The 19,445-nt window shown below is 60.6% G+C and carries 20 protein-coding genes; 6 read left to right on the forward strand and 14 right to left on the reverse strand.

Annotation, left to right across the window (positions count from 1 at the left end):
* Window positions 1-77 precede the first annotated feature (77 nt).
* From HNO86_RS20890 to HNO86_RS20900, 3 genes are read left to right on the forward strand one after another with little or no spacing between them, the layout of a single operon-like run.
* Complete coding sequence (locus HNO86_RS20890; RefSeq protein ID WP_175378823.1) at window positions 78-311, forward strand: PP0621 family protein; 234 nt, start codon at window positions 78-80, stop codon at window positions 309-311.
* Window positions 301-1,890: an ATP-binding protein gene (locus HNO86_RS20895; RefSeq protein WP_175378824.1), complete on the forward strand. Its 1,590-nt coding sequence runs from the start codon at window positions 301-303 to the stop codon at window positions 1,888-1,890. Before HNO86_RS20890 ends, HNO86_RS20895 begins: the two co-directional genes overlap by 11 nt.
* Window positions 1,887-3,224: a sigma-54 dependent transcriptional regulator gene (locus HNO86_RS20900; protein WP_175378825.1), complete on the forward strand. Its 1,338-nt coding sequence runs from the start codon at window positions 1,887-1,889 to the stop codon at window positions 3,222-3,224. Before HNO86_RS20895 ends, HNO86_RS20900 begins: the two co-directional genes overlap by 4 nt.
* Window positions 3,225-3,311: 87 nt before the next feature.
* On the opposite strand, the gene thiO is transcribed toward HNO86_RS20900, so the two are convergent.
* From thiO to HNO86_RS20935, 7 genes are read right to left on the reverse strand one after another with little or no spacing between them, the layout of a single operon-like run.
* Window positions 3,312-4,412 carry a glycine oxidase ThiO gene (thiO, locus tag HNO86_RS20905; protein ID WP_175378826.1) on the reverse strand — a complete coding sequence of 367 codons (1,101 nt, stop codon included), beginning with the start codon at window positions 4,410-4,412 and terminating at the stop codon, window positions 3,312-3,314.
* A gap of 58 nt (window positions 4,413-4,470) precedes the next feature.
* On the reverse strand, window positions 4,471-4,872 hold the full coding sequence (locus HNO86_RS20910; protein ID WP_175378827.1) for a type IV pilin protein: 402 nt from the start codon (window positions 4,870-4,872) through the stop codon (window positions 4,471-4,473).
* A 14-nt stretch (window positions 4,873-4,886) separates the two neighbouring features.
* Entirely contained in the window at window positions 4,887-7,994 is a 3,108-nt protein-coding gene (locus HNO86_RS20915) for a pilus assembly protein (protein ID WP_175378828.1), read from the reverse strand.
* Window positions 7,981-8,460: a PilX N-terminal domain-containing pilus assembly protein gene (locus HNO86_RS20920; RefSeq protein WP_175378829.1), complete on the reverse strand. Its 480-nt coding sequence runs from the start codon at window positions 8,458-8,460 to the stop codon at window positions 7,981-7,983. Before HNO86_RS20920 ends, HNO86_RS20915 begins: the two co-directional genes overlap by 14 nt.
* Window positions 8,461-8,471: 11 nt before the next feature.
* A complete protein-coding gene (locus tag HNO86_RS20925; protein ID WP_175378830.1) occupies window positions 8,472-9,182 on the reverse strand; it encodes a PilW family protein in 711 nt (236 codons plus the stop codon).
* A complete protein-coding gene (gene pilV / locus HNO86_RS20930) occupies window positions 9,179-9,628 on the reverse strand; it encodes a type IV pilus modification protein PilV (RefSeq protein WP_175378831.1) in 450 nt (149 codons plus the stop codon). Before pilV ends, HNO86_RS20925 begins: the two co-directional genes overlap by 4 nt.
* Window positions 9,625-10,098 carry a GspH/FimT family pseudopilin gene (locus HNO86_RS20935; RefSeq protein WP_175378832.1) on the reverse strand — a complete coding sequence of 158 codons (474 nt, stop codon included), beginning with the start codon at window positions 10,096-10,098 and terminating at the stop codon, window positions 9,625-9,627. Before HNO86_RS20935 ends, pilV begins: the two co-directional genes overlap by 4 nt.
* Before the next feature lie 130 nt (window positions 10,099-10,228).
* Between HNO86_RS20935 and HNO86_RS20940 the strand changes: the two genes are divergently transcribed.
* Window positions 10,229-10,777 (forward strand): GspH/FimT family pseudopilin, encoded by a 549-nt coding sequence (locus tag HNO86_RS20940; RefSeq protein WP_175378833.1) that lies wholly within the window; start codon window positions 10,229-10,231, stop codon window positions 10,775-10,777.
* Here the strand turns inward: HNO86_RS20940 and ispH are convergent.
* The 5 genes from ispH to ribF form a co-directional block, all read right to left on the reverse strand.
* On the reverse strand, window positions 10,754-11,701 hold the full coding sequence (gene ispH, locus HNO86_RS20945) for a 4-hydroxy-3-methylbut-2-enyl diphosphate reductase (RefSeq protein WP_175378834.1): 948 nt from the start codon (window positions 11,699-11,701) through the stop codon (window positions 10,754-10,756). The genes HNO86_RS20940 and ispH overlap by 24 nt on opposite strands.
* Window positions 11,702-11,863: 162 nt before the next feature.
* Complete coding sequence (gene fkpB / locus HNO86_RS20950) at window positions 11,864-12,301, reverse strand: FKBP-type peptidyl-prolyl cis-trans isomerase (protein WP_175378862.1); 438 nt, start codon at window positions 12,299-12,301, stop codon at window positions 11,864-11,866.
* A gap of 7 nt (window positions 12,302-12,308) precedes the next feature.
* Window positions 12,309-12,821: a signal peptidase II gene (lspA, locus tag HNO86_RS20955; protein WP_175378835.1), complete on the reverse strand. Its 513-nt coding sequence runs from the start codon at window positions 12,819-12,821 to the stop codon at window positions 12,309-12,311.
* Window positions 12,814-15,645, reverse strand: coding sequence for an isoleucine--tRNA ligase (gene ileS, locus HNO86_RS20960; protein ID WP_175378836.1), 2,832 nt, complete (start codon window positions 15,643-15,645; stop codon window positions 12,814-12,816). Before ileS ends, lspA begins: the two co-directional genes overlap by 8 nt.
* A gap of 13 nt (window positions 15,646-15,658) precedes the next feature.
* On the reverse strand, window positions 15,659-16,597 hold the full coding sequence (gene ribF, locus HNO86_RS20965; protein ID WP_175378837.1) for a bifunctional riboflavin kinase/FAD synthetase: 939 nt from the start codon (window positions 16,595-16,597) through the stop codon (window positions 15,659-15,661).
* Here ribF and HNO86_RS20970 point away from each other — a divergent pair.
* Entirely contained in the window at window positions 16,505-16,750 is a 246-nt protein-coding gene (locus HNO86_RS20970; protein WP_175378777.1) for a hypothetical protein, read from the forward strand. The genes ribF and HNO86_RS20970 overlap by 93 nt on opposite strands.
* On the opposite strand, the gene murJ is transcribed toward HNO86_RS20970, so the two are convergent.
* On the reverse strand, window positions 16,728-18,266 hold the full coding sequence (murJ, locus tag HNO86_RS20975; protein WP_175378838.1) for a murein biosynthesis integral membrane protein MurJ: 1,539 nt from the start codon (window positions 18,264-18,266) through the stop codon (window positions 16,728-16,730). The genes HNO86_RS20970 and murJ overlap by 23 nt on opposite strands.
* A gap of 252 nt (window positions 18,267-18,518) precedes the next feature.
* Between murJ and rpsT the strand changes: the two genes are divergently transcribed.
* A complete protein-coding gene (gene rpsT / locus HNO86_RS20980) occupies window positions 18,519-18,794 on the forward strand; it encodes a 30S ribosomal protein S20 (protein WP_175378839.1) in 276 nt (91 codons plus the stop codon).
* 182 nt (window positions 18,795-18,976) lie between these two features.
* On the opposite strand, the gene HNO86_RS20985 is transcribed toward rpsT, so the two are convergent.
* Window positions 18,977-19,441: a CreA family protein gene (locus HNO86_RS20985; RefSeq protein ID WP_175378840.1), complete on the reverse strand. Its 465-nt coding sequence runs from the start codon at window positions 19,439-19,441 to the stop codon at window positions 18,977-18,979.
* Between the last annotated feature and the right edge of the window lie 4 nt (window positions 19,442-19,445).

Raw genomic sequence — 19,445 nt, forward strand, 5'->3', positions numbered from 1 at the left:
TGACATGCGCATTTGCGCTGTGCGCCCGTCATGACCTTGGCTAAACTGCCGGTTCATCAGTCAGAAAGCTGCTCATCATGCTTCGTTTATTATTCTGGATCGCGGTGATTGCCGCCGCCGTATGGTTCTGGCGCAAGTACAAGGGCCAGGCCGCAGTACCCAAGTCCCCCGCCGAGCTGGAAGCGGCACCGATGGTCCGTTGCGCCCATTGCGGCGTACACCTGCCGCGTGATCGCGCCGTCAGCTTCCAGCAACAATGGTATTGCAGCCAGGCCCACCTGGAGCAAGGCCCCGGTTCCAGTGGTCGCTGAGGCTTCCAGTCACAGCGACAAACAGGCCCAGCGACTGCTGCGCCTTTATCATCTCTACCGTCTGAGCGTCGGCATCCTTCTGGTGCTGCTGATCTCCAGCAACATGGACAACCAGTTGCTGACCTCAGCCAACGACGAGCTGTTGCGCACTGGCAGCTGGTTGTACCTGGTGCTGAATATCCTGCTGGTGGTGTTCTTCGAGAACACCCGGCATCCGACGCAATTGTTTGGCCTGGCGCTGCTCGATGTCCTGCTGCTGTGCGTGTTGTTCTACGCCGGCGGTGGCGTGGCCAGCGCCCTTGGCAATCTGCTGATCGTCTCGGTGGCCATCAGCAACACCCTGCTGCGAAGACGCATCGGGCTGTTGATTGCCGCGATCGGCGCACTTGGCATCATCGGTTCGAGTTTCCTGCTGAGCTTCAGCCACCCTCCCAGCCCCAATGACTATTTGCAGGTCGGCACCCACGGCGCCCTGTGCTTTGCCGCGGCCTTGCTGGTGCAAGGCCTGATCCGACGCCTGGAAGTCAGTGAAACCCTGGCCGAGCAGAAGGCCAGTGAAGTGATCGGCCTGGAAGCGCTCAATGCGCTGATTCTGCAACGGATGCGCACCGGGATTCTGGTGCTCGACGAACTGCGGCGCGTGCAAATGGCCAACCACAGCGCCCGATCCCTGCTCGGCAGCGCCCATCTGGAAGGCTGCCTGATCGATGAACATTTCCCCGCATTGGTCGAACGCCTGGAGCTGTGGCTGAGCAACCCGACGCTGCGCCCCCAGAGCCTGAAAATCGCCGGCAGCGGCGTGGAATTGCAGCCCAGCTTCATTGCGCTGGACCCGAGCCCCCAGCACCAGACCCTGGTGTTTCTCGAAGATCTCGCCCAGATAGCTCAACAGGCCCAACAGCTGAAGCTCGCCGCTCTCGGGCGCCTGACCGCGGGTATCGCCCATGAAATCCGCAACCCGCTGGGCGCCATCAGTCATGCCGCGCAGTTATTGCGAGAATCTGAGGAACTGAGCAGCGCCGATCAACGTCTGACTCAGATTATTCAAGATCACTCTCAGCGAATGAATCGGGTTATCGAAAACGTCCTGCAACTGTCCCGCCGCCAGCAAAGCGTCCCGCAACGACTGGACCTGAAGCCGTGGCTGGAACAATTCGTCACGGAAACCCGTGAGGGTGCGACCGAGCGCCAACAGGTTCATCTGCGCATCGCTGCCGGGGACTTCACGACCCTGATGGACCCGAACCAGCTGAACCAGATTCTCGACAACCTGATCCGCAACGGGTGGCGTCACAGTGCCCAGGATCACGATGTAGCCCAGGTCTGGCTTGAGTTGTTCATCGATGCCGCAAGCCAGCTGCCCATCCTGGAAATCCTCGACGACGGCCCCGGCGTCGCCCCCGACCATCAGGCGCAACTGTTCGAGCCGTTCTTCACCACCAGTCATCAAGGCACTGGCCTGGGGCTCTATCTGTCCCGTGAGCTGTGCGAAAGCAACCAGGCCCGCCTAGACTTCAAACCACGCCAAGGCGGCGGCTGCTTTCGCATCACCTTTGCTCACGGACGGAAACAAAGTTGAACACGAGCCCACGGCAAAAAGTCCTCATCGTCGACGATGAACCGGACATCCGCGAACTCCTGGAAATCACCCTGGGAAGGATGAAACTCGATACCTACAGCGCCCGCAATGCTGCAGAGGCCCTGGCCCTGCTCAAGCGCGAAGCCTTCGACCTGTGCCTGACCGACATGCGCCTGCCAGACGGCACGGGGCTTGAGCTGGTCCAACATATCCAGCAACGCTACCCCAACGTGCCCGTGGCGATGATCACCGCCTACGGCAGTGTCGACACCGCGATCAATGCCCTCAAGGCCGGTGCGTTCGACTTCCTGACCAAGCCGGTGGACCTCACCCGATTGCGCGAACTGGTGACCAGCGCCCTGCTTCTGCCCGCTCCGGGCATTGCCATCGACCGGCGCCTGCTGGGCGATTCCCTGCCGATGCGCAACCTGCGCAAGCAGATCGACAAGCTGGCGCGCAGTCAGGCGCCGGTGTACATCAGCGGCGAGTCCGGCAGCGGCAAGGAGCTGGTCGCACGTTTAATCCACGATCGCGGGCCCCGGGCCAACCAGCCCTTCGTTCCGGTCAACTGCGGCGCCATCCCGTCGGAGCTGATGGAGAGCGAGTTTTTCGGCCATCGCAAAGGCAGCTTCAGCGGTGCCATCGAGGACAAACCCGGGCTGTTCCAGGCCGCCCATGGCGGCACCCTGTTTCTCGATGAGGTGGCTGATTTGCCGCTGCCGATGCAGGTCAAACTGCTGCGGGCGATTCAGGAGAAAGCCGTGCGCAGTGTCGGCGGACAGCAGGAGGTGGTGGTCGATGTGCGCATCCTGTGTGCCACCCACAAGGACCTCGCTGCCGAAGTCACGGCCGAGCGCTTCCGCCAGGATTTGTACTATCGCCTGAACGTGATCGAGCTGCGGGTGCCGCCCTTGCGCGAGCGTCGCGACGACATCGAACCGCTGGCCAACCATATGCTCAAGCGCCTGGCTTCAGACACCGGCGAACCGTTGGCAAAACTTCATCCGCAAGCCCTCGATGCGCTGAAAAGCTACCGTTTTCCGGGCAATGTGCGGGAACTGGAGAACATGCTCGAGCGGGCGCATACGCTGTGCGAGAACAAACAAATCGAAGCCGGCGACCTGCGCCTGGCCGAGGGCAACAGCAGCGCAGAGGCCGGGGTGCCGGACCTCACGCAGATCGACAATCTGGAGGCGTACCTGGAAAACGTCGAGCGCCAGCTGATTCTCCAGGCGCTGGAAGAGACGCGCTGGAACCGCACGGCGGCGGCGCAGCGGTTGAATCTTTCCTTCAGGTCGATGCGCTACAGGCTGAAGAAATTGGGTCTGGATTGAGGGCTCTTTCGCGGGCAAGCCTCGCTCCTACAGACGGTGATAACCCTGTAGGAGCGAAGCTTGCCTGCGAATGCATTCAACTGGAAATCAGATCCGACCGCTCGGCGCATACGGCGCCGGATCAATGATCGGCTCCCTGCCCAGCATCACATCGGCAAACAACTGACACGACGCCGGCGCCAGCACCAGGCCGTTGCGGAAATGCCCGCAGTTGAGCCACAAACCGTCGAACCCCGGCACCCGGCCGATGTAGGGAATGCCCTCCGGCGAGCCCGGCCGCAGACCGGCCCAATGCCCCACCACCTCGGCATCCGCCAACGCCGGAATCAACTCCACCGCCGAAGCCTTGAGGCTTTCCAGTGCCGAGTCGGTCGGCGTCTTGTCGTAGCCTTCGTGCTCAAGCGTGCTGCCAATCAGAATGTGCCCGTCGCGACGGGGAATCGCATAACGCCCCTTGGCAAGCACCATGCTCGGCAGAAAATCCGCCGCGCACTTGTAGAGAATCATTTGGCCTTTCACGGGTTCGACCGGCAGATCCAGGCCCAGGCTCTTGAGCAAGTCGCCACTCCAGGCGCCAGCAGTGAGGACCACCTGATCGCCACGGATCACGCCAGCGGACGTCTGCACGCCCACCACTTTTTCGCCTTCGCGAACAAAGCCGCTGACTTCGCACTGTTCCTGAATCGTCACGTTCGGCAGCGCCTGCAACGCCGCCTTGAGGGATTTCACCAGTCGCGGGTTACGTACGTTGGCCACATCGGCCATGTAGATCGCCCGGGAAAAACCACTGCCCAATACCGGCACGGCGTCATGAGCCGCCGAGATATCCACAGCCCGCAGCGGACGACTCTCCCGCACGGCCCAGGCCAGGGCTTCGGCTTCGTCATCCAGATCCAGCCAGTACAGGCCGGTGGTATGTACTTCGGGATCGACGCCGGTGGCGGCAAACAGGCGTTCGCCCAGCTGTGGATAAAAATCCTGGGACCAATGGGCCAATGCAGTGACCGCCGGGTTGTAGCGCCATGGATAGAGCGGCGAGACGATTCCGCCCCCCGCCCAGGACGATTCCTGGCCGACACTGGAACGGTCCAGCAGCACCACGCTCTGCACCTCGGACGCCAGATTGAATGCCGTCAACAGGCCGATGACCCCACCGCCGACAATCACTACTTGCTGTTGCCTGATCATGTATTGAACCAACCGATAAATAGACAGAAGGGCGCAAAAGGTGCCCGAAAAAGAAAACTCAACGACCCCAGCAATCCTTGGTGGTCAGGCCGGCGGTGGCATTGACCATGCCCCGGGCACCGGTATTGGCGATGGTGAAATCACCGCACTTGTCCGTTGCCATGCTCGTGCCCGACTTGCGTACCGCCGTCAGCAGGAATGTCTGATCGGTAAGGGTCTGGTTGATGGTGTAGTAATCGTTGCCGCCGCTCAGGCCGGTGGCGCCGGTGTAGACGTTTTTCTGTGAATAGAAACGCTCGAGGATCTGCGCCTGTTCCGAGAGCAGGCCGGCCACTTCAGCGCGTCGGCCCTTCTTCAGGTATTCGGTGAAACTCGGGGCAGCGATGGTCATGACGATACCGATGATGGCAATCACGATCATGATTTCGATCAGGGTAAAACCGCGGTTGGATCTATGCATGCCTCAACTCTCGCTTACTGAATTTGTCGCCACATGATGCGACGGCTGCCGCCGCCGGATTTTTCCACCAGCGTGGTGATGCCGCCACTGGAATCGTTCACGATCTTGCGGGTCGCGCCATTGACGATGGCATTGAGGGTCGGGATGCCCCCGCTGAAGACCACACCGCTGGACACCGTGTCGGTACTGTCGACCACGCCGTCGTTGTTGGTGTCGAGCACCGCGTAGTTGAGCATCTTACCGCTGAACGCATCGAGTTCGATCAGTTTGCCGGTACCGAAGCTCGCGCAGGGGTCCGTGGTGTCGACGCTGGCCGTGGTGAAAATGATTCGCCCCAGGACCAGGCTGGCCTGATTGATCACCCGCTCGCCGGTCAGCGCGTTGTTATACACCAATGGCAGGAACCAACCCTTTTTCCCGGGATAGGTCACCTCGTTCTGGCTGGTGGTGACGAACTGCCCGCTGCTTCCCGAAAACACGCCGGTGATCGATTGCGCCTGCAAGCTGGAAGTCGTGATCTGCCCGGCACCACCCTCGGCATCCCAGACGGCGTAGAACGCCTGCAAATCCTTGTTGGTCTTGTCCGCGGTCTCGTTGAATTTGCCGGTGCCGAAGAAAATCTCTTTTCCTCCCAGCGCATTGTCCGCCAGCAAAGGCTGCGCAGTGATTGGCTGAGTGGCGCCGCCAGCGGTGGTGAACAGCGGCTTGCCGGAAAACGCCACGCCCCAGCTATCGGGGTTGGTGCTGCTCAGGTCGAATTTCCACAGCCGTCCACTCAGGTCACCGCCATAGGCCGCCTGCACCACATTCTGCGAATTCACGCGCAGCTTGACCGAAGACAGGCCGTTATCGGCGTTGGTGCTGTCGGCAACGATCTTCCTGATCAGCGAACCGTCGCGAACATCCACGACATACAACGCCACCACACCGGTGTTGCTGCCATAGCCGTTGGAAATGAACGCGGCCCATCGACCATCGGACAGGCGTGCCACTTCGGGTCGTGCGTAGGCATAACCCAGATCATTGAAGGCGTTCGCGGTATTGGCGGTGGCCGGCGCACTGATTTCCCACAATGCCCTGATCGCATTACCGGCCGAGGCGTCGAACAGTTGCAGCGCATAGAAGGTCCGCCCACCTGCGCCGGTACCGCCCAGCGCGAGGGTCTTCCAGGCAGTGTTGAGCTGGGCATCGAACACGCCTACCTGGCCGTCCACCAGAAACTTGTGACTGACGCCGTTGATGTAAGTGGTATCGGCGATGTAGCGCAGCGATGGCAGCACACTGGACGGCATGTAGGCGTAACGCCGTGCGCCATTGCCGGAGTTGATTACGCTGACGAAACCGTCATTGGCGTTGACCACCAGACTGGTGTTCATGTTGGCCGCCTTGGTCGCCAGGTAGGCGCTGTAGGAAGTGTCACCCGACAGGTCGGAAGCGGTTTTTTCGGTGGAGGATGCCAGTACCAGCGGCGAGTTGACGATGTCCCCCAGCAGTACGCTGCGTACCTTCAGGCCAGTCTTGTTGGTGCCCTTGCTCCACTCCACCAGATCGTTGCCGGTGATGCCCGTGGGCAACCCCTGATTGAGAGACGTCTGCTGGGGGGTGGAAAAGTTGCCGAAGGCCAGGGTGACTGGCGCGTTGGTCTGAGTGTTCCAGGATTGGTAAGTCGGCGCTGTGGCGCTCGGAACGATGGCGGTGTCGGTGGTCCACTGCACCGCGTTTGTATTGACGGTACCGTTGGCGTTGAAGCCAAACGCCTTGATCGTGCCGCGCCAGTCCTTGGGGTCGTAGCTGGTCTGGAAATAACTGGTTCCACTGGCGAGAATCGTACCGCTGGTCACGCCGCTGCCACCGGAACCCGCCTTGGAGGTGATTTCACTCAGCGCCTGGGACAATGCAGTGCTCAAGCCCGCACTGTCGGTGGCCTGGTAGTACTTGCCCTGACCGTAAGCGGCGGCATCCGAGAGCATCTGGTTGGCCGCGGTAAAACCCACGGTGTAGGTGTTCATGTTCTGCTTGGGAAAATCCGTCGCGTTCCAGCTCTTGTTCGCCAGGTCCACCCCGGTGGAACGCATGTCGATGTCGAACGCGAACTTGGCAATGTCATCCAGGTACAGCGTGTCCCCTTCGGTGTCGCCATTAGGGTTATCGCCGTCGTTGGCACTGTTGCCATCCCAGTTCGGCAGGCGGGTGCCTCCCAGCGGATCATTGGTGGGAAACGTCCGGTCGTAGGTCGGCAAGCCGTCGGTGATCACCACCCCATAGTTTTTCTGGCAACGGTATTGGATCGGGCTGGTATAGGTGCTGGGCGTAGAGTTGTAGTACGGCGCAATGCCGCGCATGTAGCGGGTTATTTCGTAATAGGTTTCTGCCAACGGGGTATTGGCGATCGCACTCAATCCGTTGATCGAGTTGATCAATGCCGTGTAGTTGGCGTTCGCCTGCGCCTGAGTGACAGTACCGCTGACAGGGGACAGGTCGCTGATGGGGCGGGCGATGAAACCGCCGGGGCCGGGGTTGCCGCTGACGGGCGGATTGAAGGTCGACAGACCGATCCGCAGGGAACGGTTGCTGGTGACCAGCGCGGTGGAAACATCCTGCGCCACACTGATACGGTAATCGTTGGGAATGGCGCCGGTGGTGTAGTCACGACTCACACCGTTGGCCTGCGATACCAGATAAGACAGGTAGTTCGCCGTATAACGGGTGCCCTGATTACCCACTGGGTCAGGTAGTTTCAGACAGATCGAGCCCAAACCCAGCAGACCACGATAAAAACCGTACCAGTTGCCATTGGTCGAACAACCGCCACGGTTCAAGCTCGACAATGTGATGTTGGTATCGCTCATGTCCAGATTCTGGCCACCCAGGCACGAAAAATCGGAGTTGCAGTTCGCGATTTGCGGGCGACTGACCGTCGGATCGAATCCTGCCGCCCAAATGATGTTGTTCATGCTCCCGGAATCATCGATCAGCAGCATTACGTTGGGCGGCACCGCCGCCGCGCTCAACAACGGAGAATCCGAAGGTGTGAAGGCATACACCGGCGCAGACAGATACAGGCCCGCGGCAACGCCGCACAAATACCGCCAGATCCGCGAGCGCGTGTCAGTACTTCGCATAGATGCTCTCCACCACGCTGCGCGAACTGCCCGCAATGCCGACTGCGGTGACGCGGTACAACGTTGCCGACGTGTTGCTCGGTACGTTCACCGCGGTGATGGAGGTGCCAATGTTCTGCACGCCATAGAAGCCGTTACCGGAGGCGATCCAGGCCACCCCCGAAGTGGAATTGACCCCGGCGGCCTTGACCGTGGACGACTCGGCCGGCGGCGCGCATTGCGTCGTGCCGCTGCACACCGCCAGCGCATAACTGTCGAGCTGCACCGCACTTTCGCCTACCCGCAACACCGCCTCCGCGGCCTGGAACGACTGATTGCGCAGGCTCACGCTGCCAGCCATTTTTTCCTGCAAGGTGGCGTTCTGCATCGACGAAATCCCGATCAGCGTCAGCAGCAACAGAAATACCAGGCTGACCAGCAGCGCCATGCCGCGCTGGGAACGAGCTGTCATCGAAGAAATACCCATCGGCACTCCCCTCATGGCAAGCGGTTGCGCAAGGCGGCAACGACGTTGAAGGTCTGTTTGCTCACGCGATTGGCGGGATCGACGAGCGTCAGGCTCAACCGCACGCTGCGAATGCGAGCCGGATCGGTCGGATTGGTGCTGTAGCTGGAGGCCGCCGTATCGGTGGCGGAACTGGCCAGGCCAAAGCTCACACTGAAGTCACTGACGTTATCCACCAGCACGGATTGAGCCGGCGTACCAGTGCCGACGCCCATGGTGAGCTGGCCGCTCTTGAGGCTGTAGATCACTCGCCGGATCGGAAACGCCAACTGGCCCGTCGCCGGCGTCTGCGCACCTGTGTAAGCCGTCGCGCTGTTTCGACAATCGGACAGCACCGTCCAGGTCGGCGTACCGCCGCTGCTGCCCACATCCGCCGTCACCAGGGTCAACTTCAGGTTGGCGTTATCCCAACTGATCGGCGTGACCTGGCTTGCATTGAACGTCGTGCCCGTACTGGCGTCGGTGATCGCCCCCAGACAGCCGAACATCCCGACCATGCGGATTTCCTGGATCATTTTGCTCAGGACGAAACGCGCGTCTTCCTGGATCGCGGCGGCGCTGTTCTGACTGAGGAAGGTGTTTTTCGCGGCGATGAACACCTGCACCACGCCCAGCACCACGATCAGGCTCAAGGTCAGGGCGATCAGCAGTTCGATCAGGCCAAAGCCTTTCTGGCGGCTCATGGCGTGGCCATCGGGTCGACGGTTGCACGGCTGGTCAGGACGAAGCTGCGACGGGCGTTGGCGGTGTTGGCCGCCCGGGAGTCATCCCAGGTAATGGTGATGGTGTACACGCGCTGGTTGAGAGCGATGCTGCCGGTGGCGGTGGCACCACCGAAACTGACGATATTGTTGGTGAAATCGTAGAGGTCCTGATCCCGGGCCACGCTCGGATTGCTCGAAGTCGGTGGTGTCACGGTGTAATCGGCGGCGGAGTTGGCGCGAATGCGGTCCATCATGTCGTAGGCGATAAAGCTGGCCTGACTGGTCATGCGCGCGCTGTCGGTGTACTTCAACGCATTGAGTTGAAACGCCGCCGCCCCCAACAGTCCGACACTCAGAATCAACAACGCCACCAGGACTTCAATCAGCGTCATGCCTTCCTGTGCACGCTTGCTCCATGAACTCATCCGCAACTTCCACCCAATAGAATTCGTCCGTTCAGACACACGTTCAGCGTCCTGCTTTGTGCTCCCAGCACGTAGTTGATCACCAACGCCGTCGACGATGATGCCAACCCGCCAAAACTGTTGAAGTCGATGGCGCTCACTCCTGAGGGTAGCGTCAGACTCGCACCGCTGCTCATTGCCGGAACAACCCGCAATACATTGGCCGAGGTCCCGGTGCTGTCGTACACCGACAACTCCCCGGTCCAGACACTGCCCCCGGCGGTGGGGCGCACCCGGATGGCCACTCCCCTGTCGATCGCTTCGAGGCGGGCAAAGTTCAGGCTCCGTTGCAAGTCACCGACCTCGGTATCGGCCTGGGTGATTTGCGTGGAGCGGGTGAACGCCGGTACCGCCAGAGTGATCAGGACCAGGAAGATCGCGATGGCGACCAGCAATTCGATCAGCGTGAAACCTTTTGAACGATGATCCATCGGTGCCCTCCTTTGCCGTCCGCTATACCTGCTGTTACACGCTAGAACATTCGAGCGCCGAAGCGAGATTGTTTCGCCATTACTGGTGCATGGATTGCACGGGCCATCACACTCCAGGGAGGGAGATGTCATGCATCAACGAGGTTTCAGCCTGGTTGAGTTACTCATGGGACTGACGATTGCCGGGATTGTTCTGCATTTGGTCAGTCCGGCGTTTGCGGCTGTTGTGAAAGCGAATCATCGGGAAGACGCGGCGCAATCACTTTTCCATGGCCTGCGCACCGCCAGGACCGAGGCCATCACACGCAATCAGACCATCGTGATCCATGCCATCAACGAGGACTGGAGCCAGGGCTGGCGGATGATTCTGGATATCAATGGCAAGGGTCATGAAGACAGCAACAATCCGCTGCTGATCGAACGCCCGAGCAGTGCCCGAGTGCCGGTAGTGGGCAATCGGCCGGTGAGGAGTTTCGTGAGGTTCAGCGGTCTGGGTGAGCCGCTCATGCCAAGCGGGGCCTTTCAAGCGGGGACGTTGCACATCTGCTCGGCCCGGGAGGCGCTGAGCCAATACCAGGTGGTACTGGCCCGGTCCGGCCTGGTCAGCCTGCGCAGCAAAAAGACCGAGCAGGCTTTGTGTATAGGCGGGGAAGACTCAGAGGACGGAACGAACGCGTAGCTCTTTCGGCATGGAGAACGTGATGTTTTCCTCGCGACCGGCCAATTCGTCGGCGCCGGTGGCACCCCAGGCCTGCAGTTGCTGAATCACGCCACGGACCAGCACTTCCGGAGCCGATGCGCCGGCGGTGATGCCGATGCGCTCGACGCCGTCGAACCAGCTTTTCTGCAAGTCTTCGGCACCGTCGATCAGGTACGCCGGCGTGGCCATGCGCTCGGCGAGTTCACGCAGGCGGTTGGAGTTGGAGCTGTTGGGGCTGCCGACTACCAGGACCACGTCGCATTCGTCGGCCAGTTGCTTGACCGCGTCCTGACGGTTTTGCGTGGCGTAGCAGATGTCGTCCTTGCGCGGACCGCCAATGGCCGGGAAACGCGTACGCAGGGCATCGATGACGCGGCTGGTATCGTCCATCGACAGGGTGGTCTGGGTGACGAACGCCAGTTTTTCCGGGTTGCGCACTTGCAGCTTGGCGACATCTTCTTCGTCTTCGACCAGATAGATCGACCCGCCATTGGCTGGATCATACTGGCCCATGGTGCCTTCGACTTCCGGGTGACCGGCGTGGCCGATGAGGATGCATTCACGCCCGTCGCGGCTGTAACGCGCGACTTCGATGTGCACCTTGGTCACCAGCGGGCAGGTGGCGTCGAACACTTTCAGGCCACGGCCGGCGGCTTCGCTACGAACAGCCTGGGACACGCCGTGGGCACTGAAGATCACGATGACGTCGTCCGGCACCTGATCCAGCTCCTCGACAAAGATCGCGCCACGGTTGCGCAGGTCCTCGACGACGAATTTGTTGTGGACCACTTCATGACGCACGTAGATCGGCGGCCCGAAGACTTCCAGGGCGCGGTTGACGATTTCGATCGCCCGGTCCACACCGGCGCAAAAGCCACGGGGGTTGGCGAGTTTGATTTGCATGCTGTGCCTCGTGTCTTGCGCGCAAGAAATAGCGAAAACTGTGAAAAACACTGTGGGAGCGGGCTTGCTCGCGAATGCTGACTGACATTCAACTCGGACGTTGTCTGACACACCGCTTTCGCGAGCAAGCCCGCTCCCACATTTTTGACCGTGTCTGGTCGGTTACAGCGCCTTGACGGAGATGATTTCCACGTCAAAGGTCAGCGTCTTGCCCGCCAGCGGGTGGTTGAAGTCGACGGTCACTTGCGTGTCGTCGAACTCTTTCACCACGCCCGGCAATTCAGTATTGGCCGCATCGTTGAAGATCACCAGCAAACCCGGCGAGAGGTCCATGTTCTGGAACTGCGAGCGCGGGATGATCTGCACGTTCTGCGGATTGGGCTGGCCGAAGGCGTTTTCAGGTTCGACGGTCAGGGTACGCTTGTCCCCTGCCTTGAAACCGAACAGCGCCGCTTCGAAGCCTGGCAACAGGTTGCCGTCACCGACCTTGAAGGTCGCCGGGGCCTTGTCGAAGGTGCTGTCCACCGTGTCGCCGTTCTCCAGGCGCAATGCGAAATGCAAGGTGACTTCCGTGTTCTGGCCGATACGTTGTTCAGCCAATACCTGTTCAGTCATGAACGGTTTCTCCGGTTTTCTTACTTTTGAACATATCCAGTGCCAGCATCACGGCGCCTACAGTGATAGCACTGTCGGCAAAGTTGAACGCCGGGAAGTACCAGCGGTTCTGCCAGTGCACCAGGATGAAATCGATCACATGGCCCAGGGCAATGCGGTCATACAGGTTGCCCAGCGCGCCGCCCAGCACCAGTGCCAGAGCGACCGCGAGCCAGGTTTCGTTGCGGCCCAGGCGCTTGAGCCAGACCACCAGCACCCCGCTGACCACCACTGCGATCAGGGCGAACAGCCAGCGCTGCCAACCGGAGCTGTCAGCCAGGAAGCTGAACGCAGCGCCCGTGTTGTAGGCCAGGGTCCAGCTGAAGTAATCGGGAATGATCACGATCTGCTGGTACATCTGGAGCCTGTCTTCGAAGTAGAACTTGCTGGCCTGGTCGATGACCAGGACCAGCAAACTCAACCAGAGCCAGCTCAGCCGTCCGAAACGGCCAACGGCATTAGGCATAGTGGCGAACCTCGCCGGTGCCGCTGATGTTGTCGACGCAACGACCGCAGATTTCCGGATGCTCCGGGTTCACGCCAACGTCTTCACGGCAGTGCCAGCAGCGGGCGCACTTGGCGTGAGCCGACTTGACGATTTTCAGCTTCAGGCCGCTGACTTCGGTCACCACGGCGTCGGCCGGAGCCTGCACCAACGGTGCAACACTGGCGGTGGAGGTGATCAGCACGAAGCGCAGTTCGTTGCTCAGCTTGGCCAGATCGGCGGTCAGGGCGTCTTCGGCGAACAGCGTCACTTCGGCCTGCAAGTTGCCACCGACGGCCTTGGCCGCGCGCTGGATCTCCATTTCCTTGTTGACCGCTACCTTGACCGCCATGATGCGGTCCCAGTACGCACGATCCAGCTCGAAGCCTTCCGGCAATTCGCTCAGGCCTTCATACCAGGTGTTGAGCATCACCGACTCGTTGCGCTCGCCCGGCAGGTACTGCCACAGCTCGTCGGCGGTGAACGCGAGGATCGGAGCGATCCAGCGCACCAGCGCTTCGCAGATGTGGAACAGCGCGGTCTGGCACGAACGACGGGCCTTGCTGTCGGCGCCGGTGGTGTACTGGCGGTCCTTGATGATGTCGAGGTAGAAACCGCCCAGCTCCTGCACGCAGAAGTTGTGGATCTTGGAGTAGACGTTCCAGAAGCGGTATTCGCCGTAATGCTCTTGCAACTCGCGTTGCAGCAGCAGGGTGCGGTCCACGGCCCAACGGTCCAGTGCCAGCATTTCATCGGCCGGCAGCAGGTCGGTGGCCGGGTTGAAACCGGTCAGGTTGGAAAGCAGGAAACGCGCGGTGTTGCGGATACGACGGTAGGCGTCGGCGCTGCGCTGCAGGATCTGCTCGGAAACCGCCATCTCGCCGGAGTAGTCGGTCGATGCCACCCACAGACGCATGATGTCGGCGCCCAGAGTGTCGTTGACCTTTTGCGGCGCGATCACGTTGCCCAGGGATTTGGACATCTTGCGGCCAGCTTCGTCGACGGTGAAACCGTGGGTCAGCAGTTCGCGGTATGGCGCGTGGTTGTCGATGGCGCAGCCGGTCAGCAGGGACGAGTGGAACCAGCCGCGGTGCTGGTCCGAACCTTCCAGGTACAGGTCGGCGCGAGGACCGGTTTCGTGGCCCATCGGGTGCGAACCGCGCAGGACGTGCCAGTGCGTGGTGCCCGAATCGAACCAGACGTCCAGGGTGTCGCTGATCTTGTCGTACTGCGGCGCTTCATCGCCCAGCAGTTCGGCGGCGTCCAGTTTGAACCAGGCTTCGATGCCTTCGACTTCGACACGCTTGGCAACGATTTCCATCAGCTCGACAGTACGCGGGTGCAGTTCGCCGCTTTCCTTGTTCAGGAAAAACGGGATCGGCACGCCCCAGTTGCGCTGACGGGAGATGCACCAGTCCGGACGGTTGGCGATCATCGAGTGCAGGCGCGCCTGGCCCCAGGCCGGAACGAACTTGGTGTCTTCGATGGCTTTGAGCGAACGCTGACGCAGGGTGTCGCCGGTGGTCGGCTGCTTGTCCATGCCGATGAACCACTGCGCGGTGGCGCGATAGATCAGCGGGGTCTTGTGGCGCCAGCAGTGCATGTAGCTGTGTTCAATGACGGTGGTGTGCATCAGCGCACCGACTTCGGTCAGCTTGTCGACGATGGCCGGGTTGGCCTTCCAGATGAACTGGCCGCCGAAGAATTCCAGCGAAGGCACGTACACGCCGTTGCTCTGCACCGGATTGAGGATGTCGTCGTTGACCATGCCGTACTTCTTGCAGGTCACGAAGTCGTCCACGCCGTAGGCCGGGGCGGAGTGAACCACACCGGTGCCGGCGCCCAGTTCGACGTAGTCGGCCAGGTAAACCGGCGACAGACGGTCGTAGAACGGGTGACGGAAGTTGATCAGTTCCAGGGCGGAACCTGGAGCGGTGGCCAGCACCGAGCCTTCGACGCCGTAACGGGACAGGCAGGATTGCACCAGCTCTTCAGCCAGGACCAGCAGCTTGTCGCCGATATCGACCAGGGCGTAGGTGAATTCAGGGTGAACGTTCAGCGCCTGGTTGGCCGGAATGGTCCACGGGGTGGTGGTCCAGATCACGATCGAGGCAGGCTTGGCCAGCGACGGCAGGCCGAACGCGGCAGCCAGTTTGGCTTCGTCGGCAATCGGGAAGGCTACGTCGATGGTCGAGGACTTCTTGTTCTCGTACTCGACTTCCGCTTCAGCCAGGGCCGAACCGCAGTCGAAGCACCAGTTCACGGGCTTGAGGCCCTTGAACACGAAACCGCCCTTGACGATTTCAGCCAGGGCGCGGATTTCACCAGCCTCGTTCTTGAAGTCCATGGTCTTGTACGGGTTGGCGAAGTCGCCCAACACGCCCAGACGGATGAATTCGGATTTCTGCCCTTCGATCTGCTCGGTGGCGTAGGCACGGCACAGTTCGCGGGTCTTGTCCGCGCCCAGGTTCTTGCCGTGGGTCACTTCGACCTTGTGTTCGATCGGCAGACCGTGGCAGTCCCAGCCCGGAACATAAGGCGCGTCGAATCCCGACAGGGTCTTCGAGCGAATGATCATGTCCTTGAGGATCTTGTTCAGTGCGTGACCGATGTGAATCGTGCCGTTGGCGTAGGGAGGACCGTCGTGCAGGACGAACTTCGGACGATCCTTGCCAATCTCGCGCAACTTTCCGTACAGGCCAATGCTGTCCCAGCGCTGCAGAATCTGCGGTTCGCGCTGAGGCAGGCCGGCCTTCATTGGGAAGGCGGTGTCCGGAAGGTTTAGCGTGGCTTTATAGTCGGTCATTTAAGGCTCTTCATTAGCGATGGGCGCTAGGTGCGGCTAGTGCACGGGCGGCGGCGACATCCGCGTTGATCGCCGTTTTCAACGCCTCCAGAGAGGCAAAACGCTGCTCTTCACGCAGCTTGTGGTGGAAAACCACCGTCAGACGCCGGTCGTACAGGTCGCCGGCAAAATCCAGAAGATGTACTTCAAGGTGGGCCTTGCCATCACCTTGAACCGTTGGCCGTACGCCAATATTGGCGACACCGGGCCAGGTCTTGCCGTCGATATCGACGTTGACCAGGTAAACCCCGGTAAACGGCACGCGACGGCGCTTGAGTTGAATGTTGGCGGTGGCCGTACCCAGCTGGCGAGCGAGCTTCTGACCGTGCAGCACGCGACCGGCGATCCGGTACGGGCGGCCGAGCAAGCGTTCGGCGAGGGCGAAATCGGCGGCGGCCAAGGCATTGCGCACCTGGGTGCTGCTGACCCGGATGCCGTCCAGCTCGACGGTTTGCGCGGCCTCGACGGTAAAGCCCTGCATGACGCCGGCCTGCTGCAGGAAATCGAAATCCCCCGCCCGATCGCAACCGAAACGGAAATCGTCGCCGACCTCAAGGTGCTGCACACCGAGGCCGTCCAACAGAATGGTATCGACGAATTCGCTGGCGCTGAGCTTGCTCAGGCGCTGGTTGAACGCCAGGCACAGGACCCGGTCGACGCCTTCGGCGGCCAGCAGTTGCAGTTTGTCTCGCAGACGGGTCAGCCGCGCCGGCGCGGTGTCGGGGGCGAAAAACTCCCGGGGCTGCGGCTCGAAAATCACCACGCAGCTGGGCACGCCCAACTCGAGCGCACGCTCACGCAGCCGCGCCAGGATAGCCTGGTGGCCACGGTGTACACCGTCAAAGTTGCCAATAGTGGCGACGCAGCCCCGATGCTGGGGGCGCAGATTTTGGAGGCCTCGAACCAGCTGCATAACGCGCTTCTTGCTCATAAAGTGGTCGATTATAACCACACCGGGCGGCCGACGACAGGCAGCACCGCAACCCAAAGTAATCGAGCCGACAAAAATGCCGGCTCGCTGCTGTTTTATCGAGCAATGTTCCTCAGCTCAACGCCTTGCGATTGAAGTCGCGCAGGCGGAAGCCCATCAACACTAACATGCCGAAATACGCCACCACACCTGCAACCACCAGGGCGCCCAGGCGCAGGAAGCGCTCGAGCATCTGCCCTTCGCCCCAGGCCGGCATGAAATGCATCCCGGCCAGCAGCACGGCGGACATCACCGCCACTGCGACCACCAGCTTGAAGGCGAATTTGGTCCAGCCCGGTTGCGGCTGATACATCTGCTGCTTGCGCAGTTGATAGAAGAGCAACCCGGCATTCAGGCACGCCCCGGCGCTGATGGCGAGCGCCAGGCCAGCATGGGCCAGCGGGCCGATCAGCACCAGGTTGAACAACTGAGTGACCACCAGGGTGAAAATCGCGATTTTCACCGGCGTGCGGATGTTCTGTTGCGCATAAAAGCCCGGCGCCAGCACTTTGATCACGATAATCGCGAGCAAACCGACCGAATAAGCGATCAGCGCCCGCTGGGTCATGGCGGCGTCAAATGCGTTGAATTGACCGTACTGGAACAGCGAAACCGTCAGCGGTTCGGCGAGAATCCCCAACGCCAGCGCGCAAGGCAGCACCAGCAGGAAGCACAGGCGCAGGCCCCAATCGAGGATCCGCGAATACTCCTGGCGATCCTTGTTGGCGTAGGTCTTGGCCAGGGTCGGCAGCAGGATAGTCCCCAATGCCACGCCCAACACGCCGGACGGCAGCTCCATCAGGCGATCGGCGTAATACATCCACGACACGGAGCCTGCGACCAGAAACGAGGCGAAAATGGTGTTGATGATCAGGGAAATCTGGCTGACCGAGACCCCGAGGATCGCCGGCAACATCTGCTTCATCACTCGCCAGACGCCGGTATCGCGCAGGTTGATCCGTGGCAGCACCAGCATGCCGATTTTCTTCAGGTGCGGCAGTTGATAGAGCAGCTGAGCCAGACCACCGGCCAGAACGGCCCACCCCAGCGCCATCACGGGTGGATCGAAATACGGCGTCAGGAACAGCGCAAAGATGATCATGCTGACGTTCAGCAGAGTCGGCACGAACGCCGGCACCGAAAAGCGGTTCCAGGTGTTGAGGATCGCGCCGGCCAGCGATGACAGGGAAATCAGCAAAATATAGGGAAAGGTCACCCGTAACAGGCTTGAGGTCAGCTCGAACTTTTCCGGGGTGTCAGTGAATCCCGGCGCCGTGACCCAGATGACCCAGGGCGCAGCCAGCATGCCCAGCGCCGTGACCAGCGCCAGCACCAGCGTCAACAGGCCTGAGACGTAGGCAATAAAGGTACGCGTCGCCTCCTCTCCCTTCTGGCTTTTGTATTCGGCAAGAATCGGCACGAACGCCTGGGAAAAAGCCCCCTCGGCGAAGATGCGTCGCAGCAGGTTGGGCAATTTGAAGGCAATAAAGAAGGCGTCGGTCGCCATTCCCGCGCCGAAAGTGCGCGCAATAAGGGTGTCACGAACAAATCCCAGAATCCGGGAAAGCATCGTGATAGAGCTGACGGCGGCCAACGATTTGAGCAGATTCATTGAAAGAGTGTGTGCCTGTCGATAAACAGCAGGCGAACTATGCGCCTACTTGTGCGATACTCCGCGCCGCAACAGCACAGAGCCAAAGCTCGCGAGTTTACAGGTCACACGCCGGAAAGAAATATCCCGTCGCACCACGCCTACCACTTAGCGGAACGTTTCAAGCGCCCTTGACAAGACTTCAACTCATCGGCATGATTCGCGGCCTATTTTGTTTGCTATTTCCTAAAAAGTCTTTCGAGGAGCTCGACGGTGGCCAACTCACCTTCCGCCAAAAAACGTGCAAAACAGGCTGAGAAGCGTCGCAGCCACAACGCCAGCCTGCGTTCCATGGTTCGTACCTACATCAAGAATGTAGTTAAAGCCATCGACGCAAAAGACGCTGCAAAAGCTCAAGCTGCATACGTTCTGGCTGTGCCTGTTATCGACCGTATGGCCGATAAAGGCATCATCCACAAGAACAAGGCTGCTCGCCATAAGAGCCGTCTGAATGGCCACGTTAAGGCCCTGAACGCTGCCGCTGCCTAAGCGACTCGTTCACTAAAAAACCGACCTAAGGGTCGGTTTTTTATTGCCTGCGATTTGGTGACCACACAAAAACTATGGGAGCGGGCTTGCTCGCGAAAGCGGTGTGCCAGCCGACGATGATATCGGCTGACAGCCCCCCCTTCGCGAGCAAGCCCGCTCCCACATTTTGATTTGCGCTGGACTTATTGAGCGCTCGCCCACGGCAAGATCGGAATCGCAGTCACCGCATTCTGCGGGCTACCCTCGATCAAGCGGTCGCTGTAGACCAGATAAACCAGGGTGTTGCGCTTCTTGTCGAGAAAGCGCACCACCTGCATGGTCTTGAACACCAGGGAAGTGCGCTCCTTGAACACCTCCTCCCCATCCTTCAATTCACCCTTGAAGTTGATCGGCCCGACCTGGCGACAGGCGATGGACGCCTCTGCACGATCTTCAGCCAGACCCAACCCACCCTTCACCCCGCCCGTCTTGGCGCGAGACAGGTAGCAGGTCACGCCCTCCACTTTCGGATCATCAAATGCCTCGACGACGATCCGGTCATTGGGACCGACGAACTTGAACACGGTCGAGACCTGGCCGATTTCCTCGGCCGATGCCAGCAATGGCATCGCCAGCAGCAAGCCCAACAATCCTTTTGCAAAACGCATTCAG

It is taken from the genome of Pseudomonas sp. C1C7 (genome assembly GCF_013359595.1).
In the GTDB taxonomy this organism is placed as follows: Bacteria; Pseudomonadota; Gammaproteobacteria; order Pseudomonadales; family Pseudomonadaceae; genus Aquipseudomonas.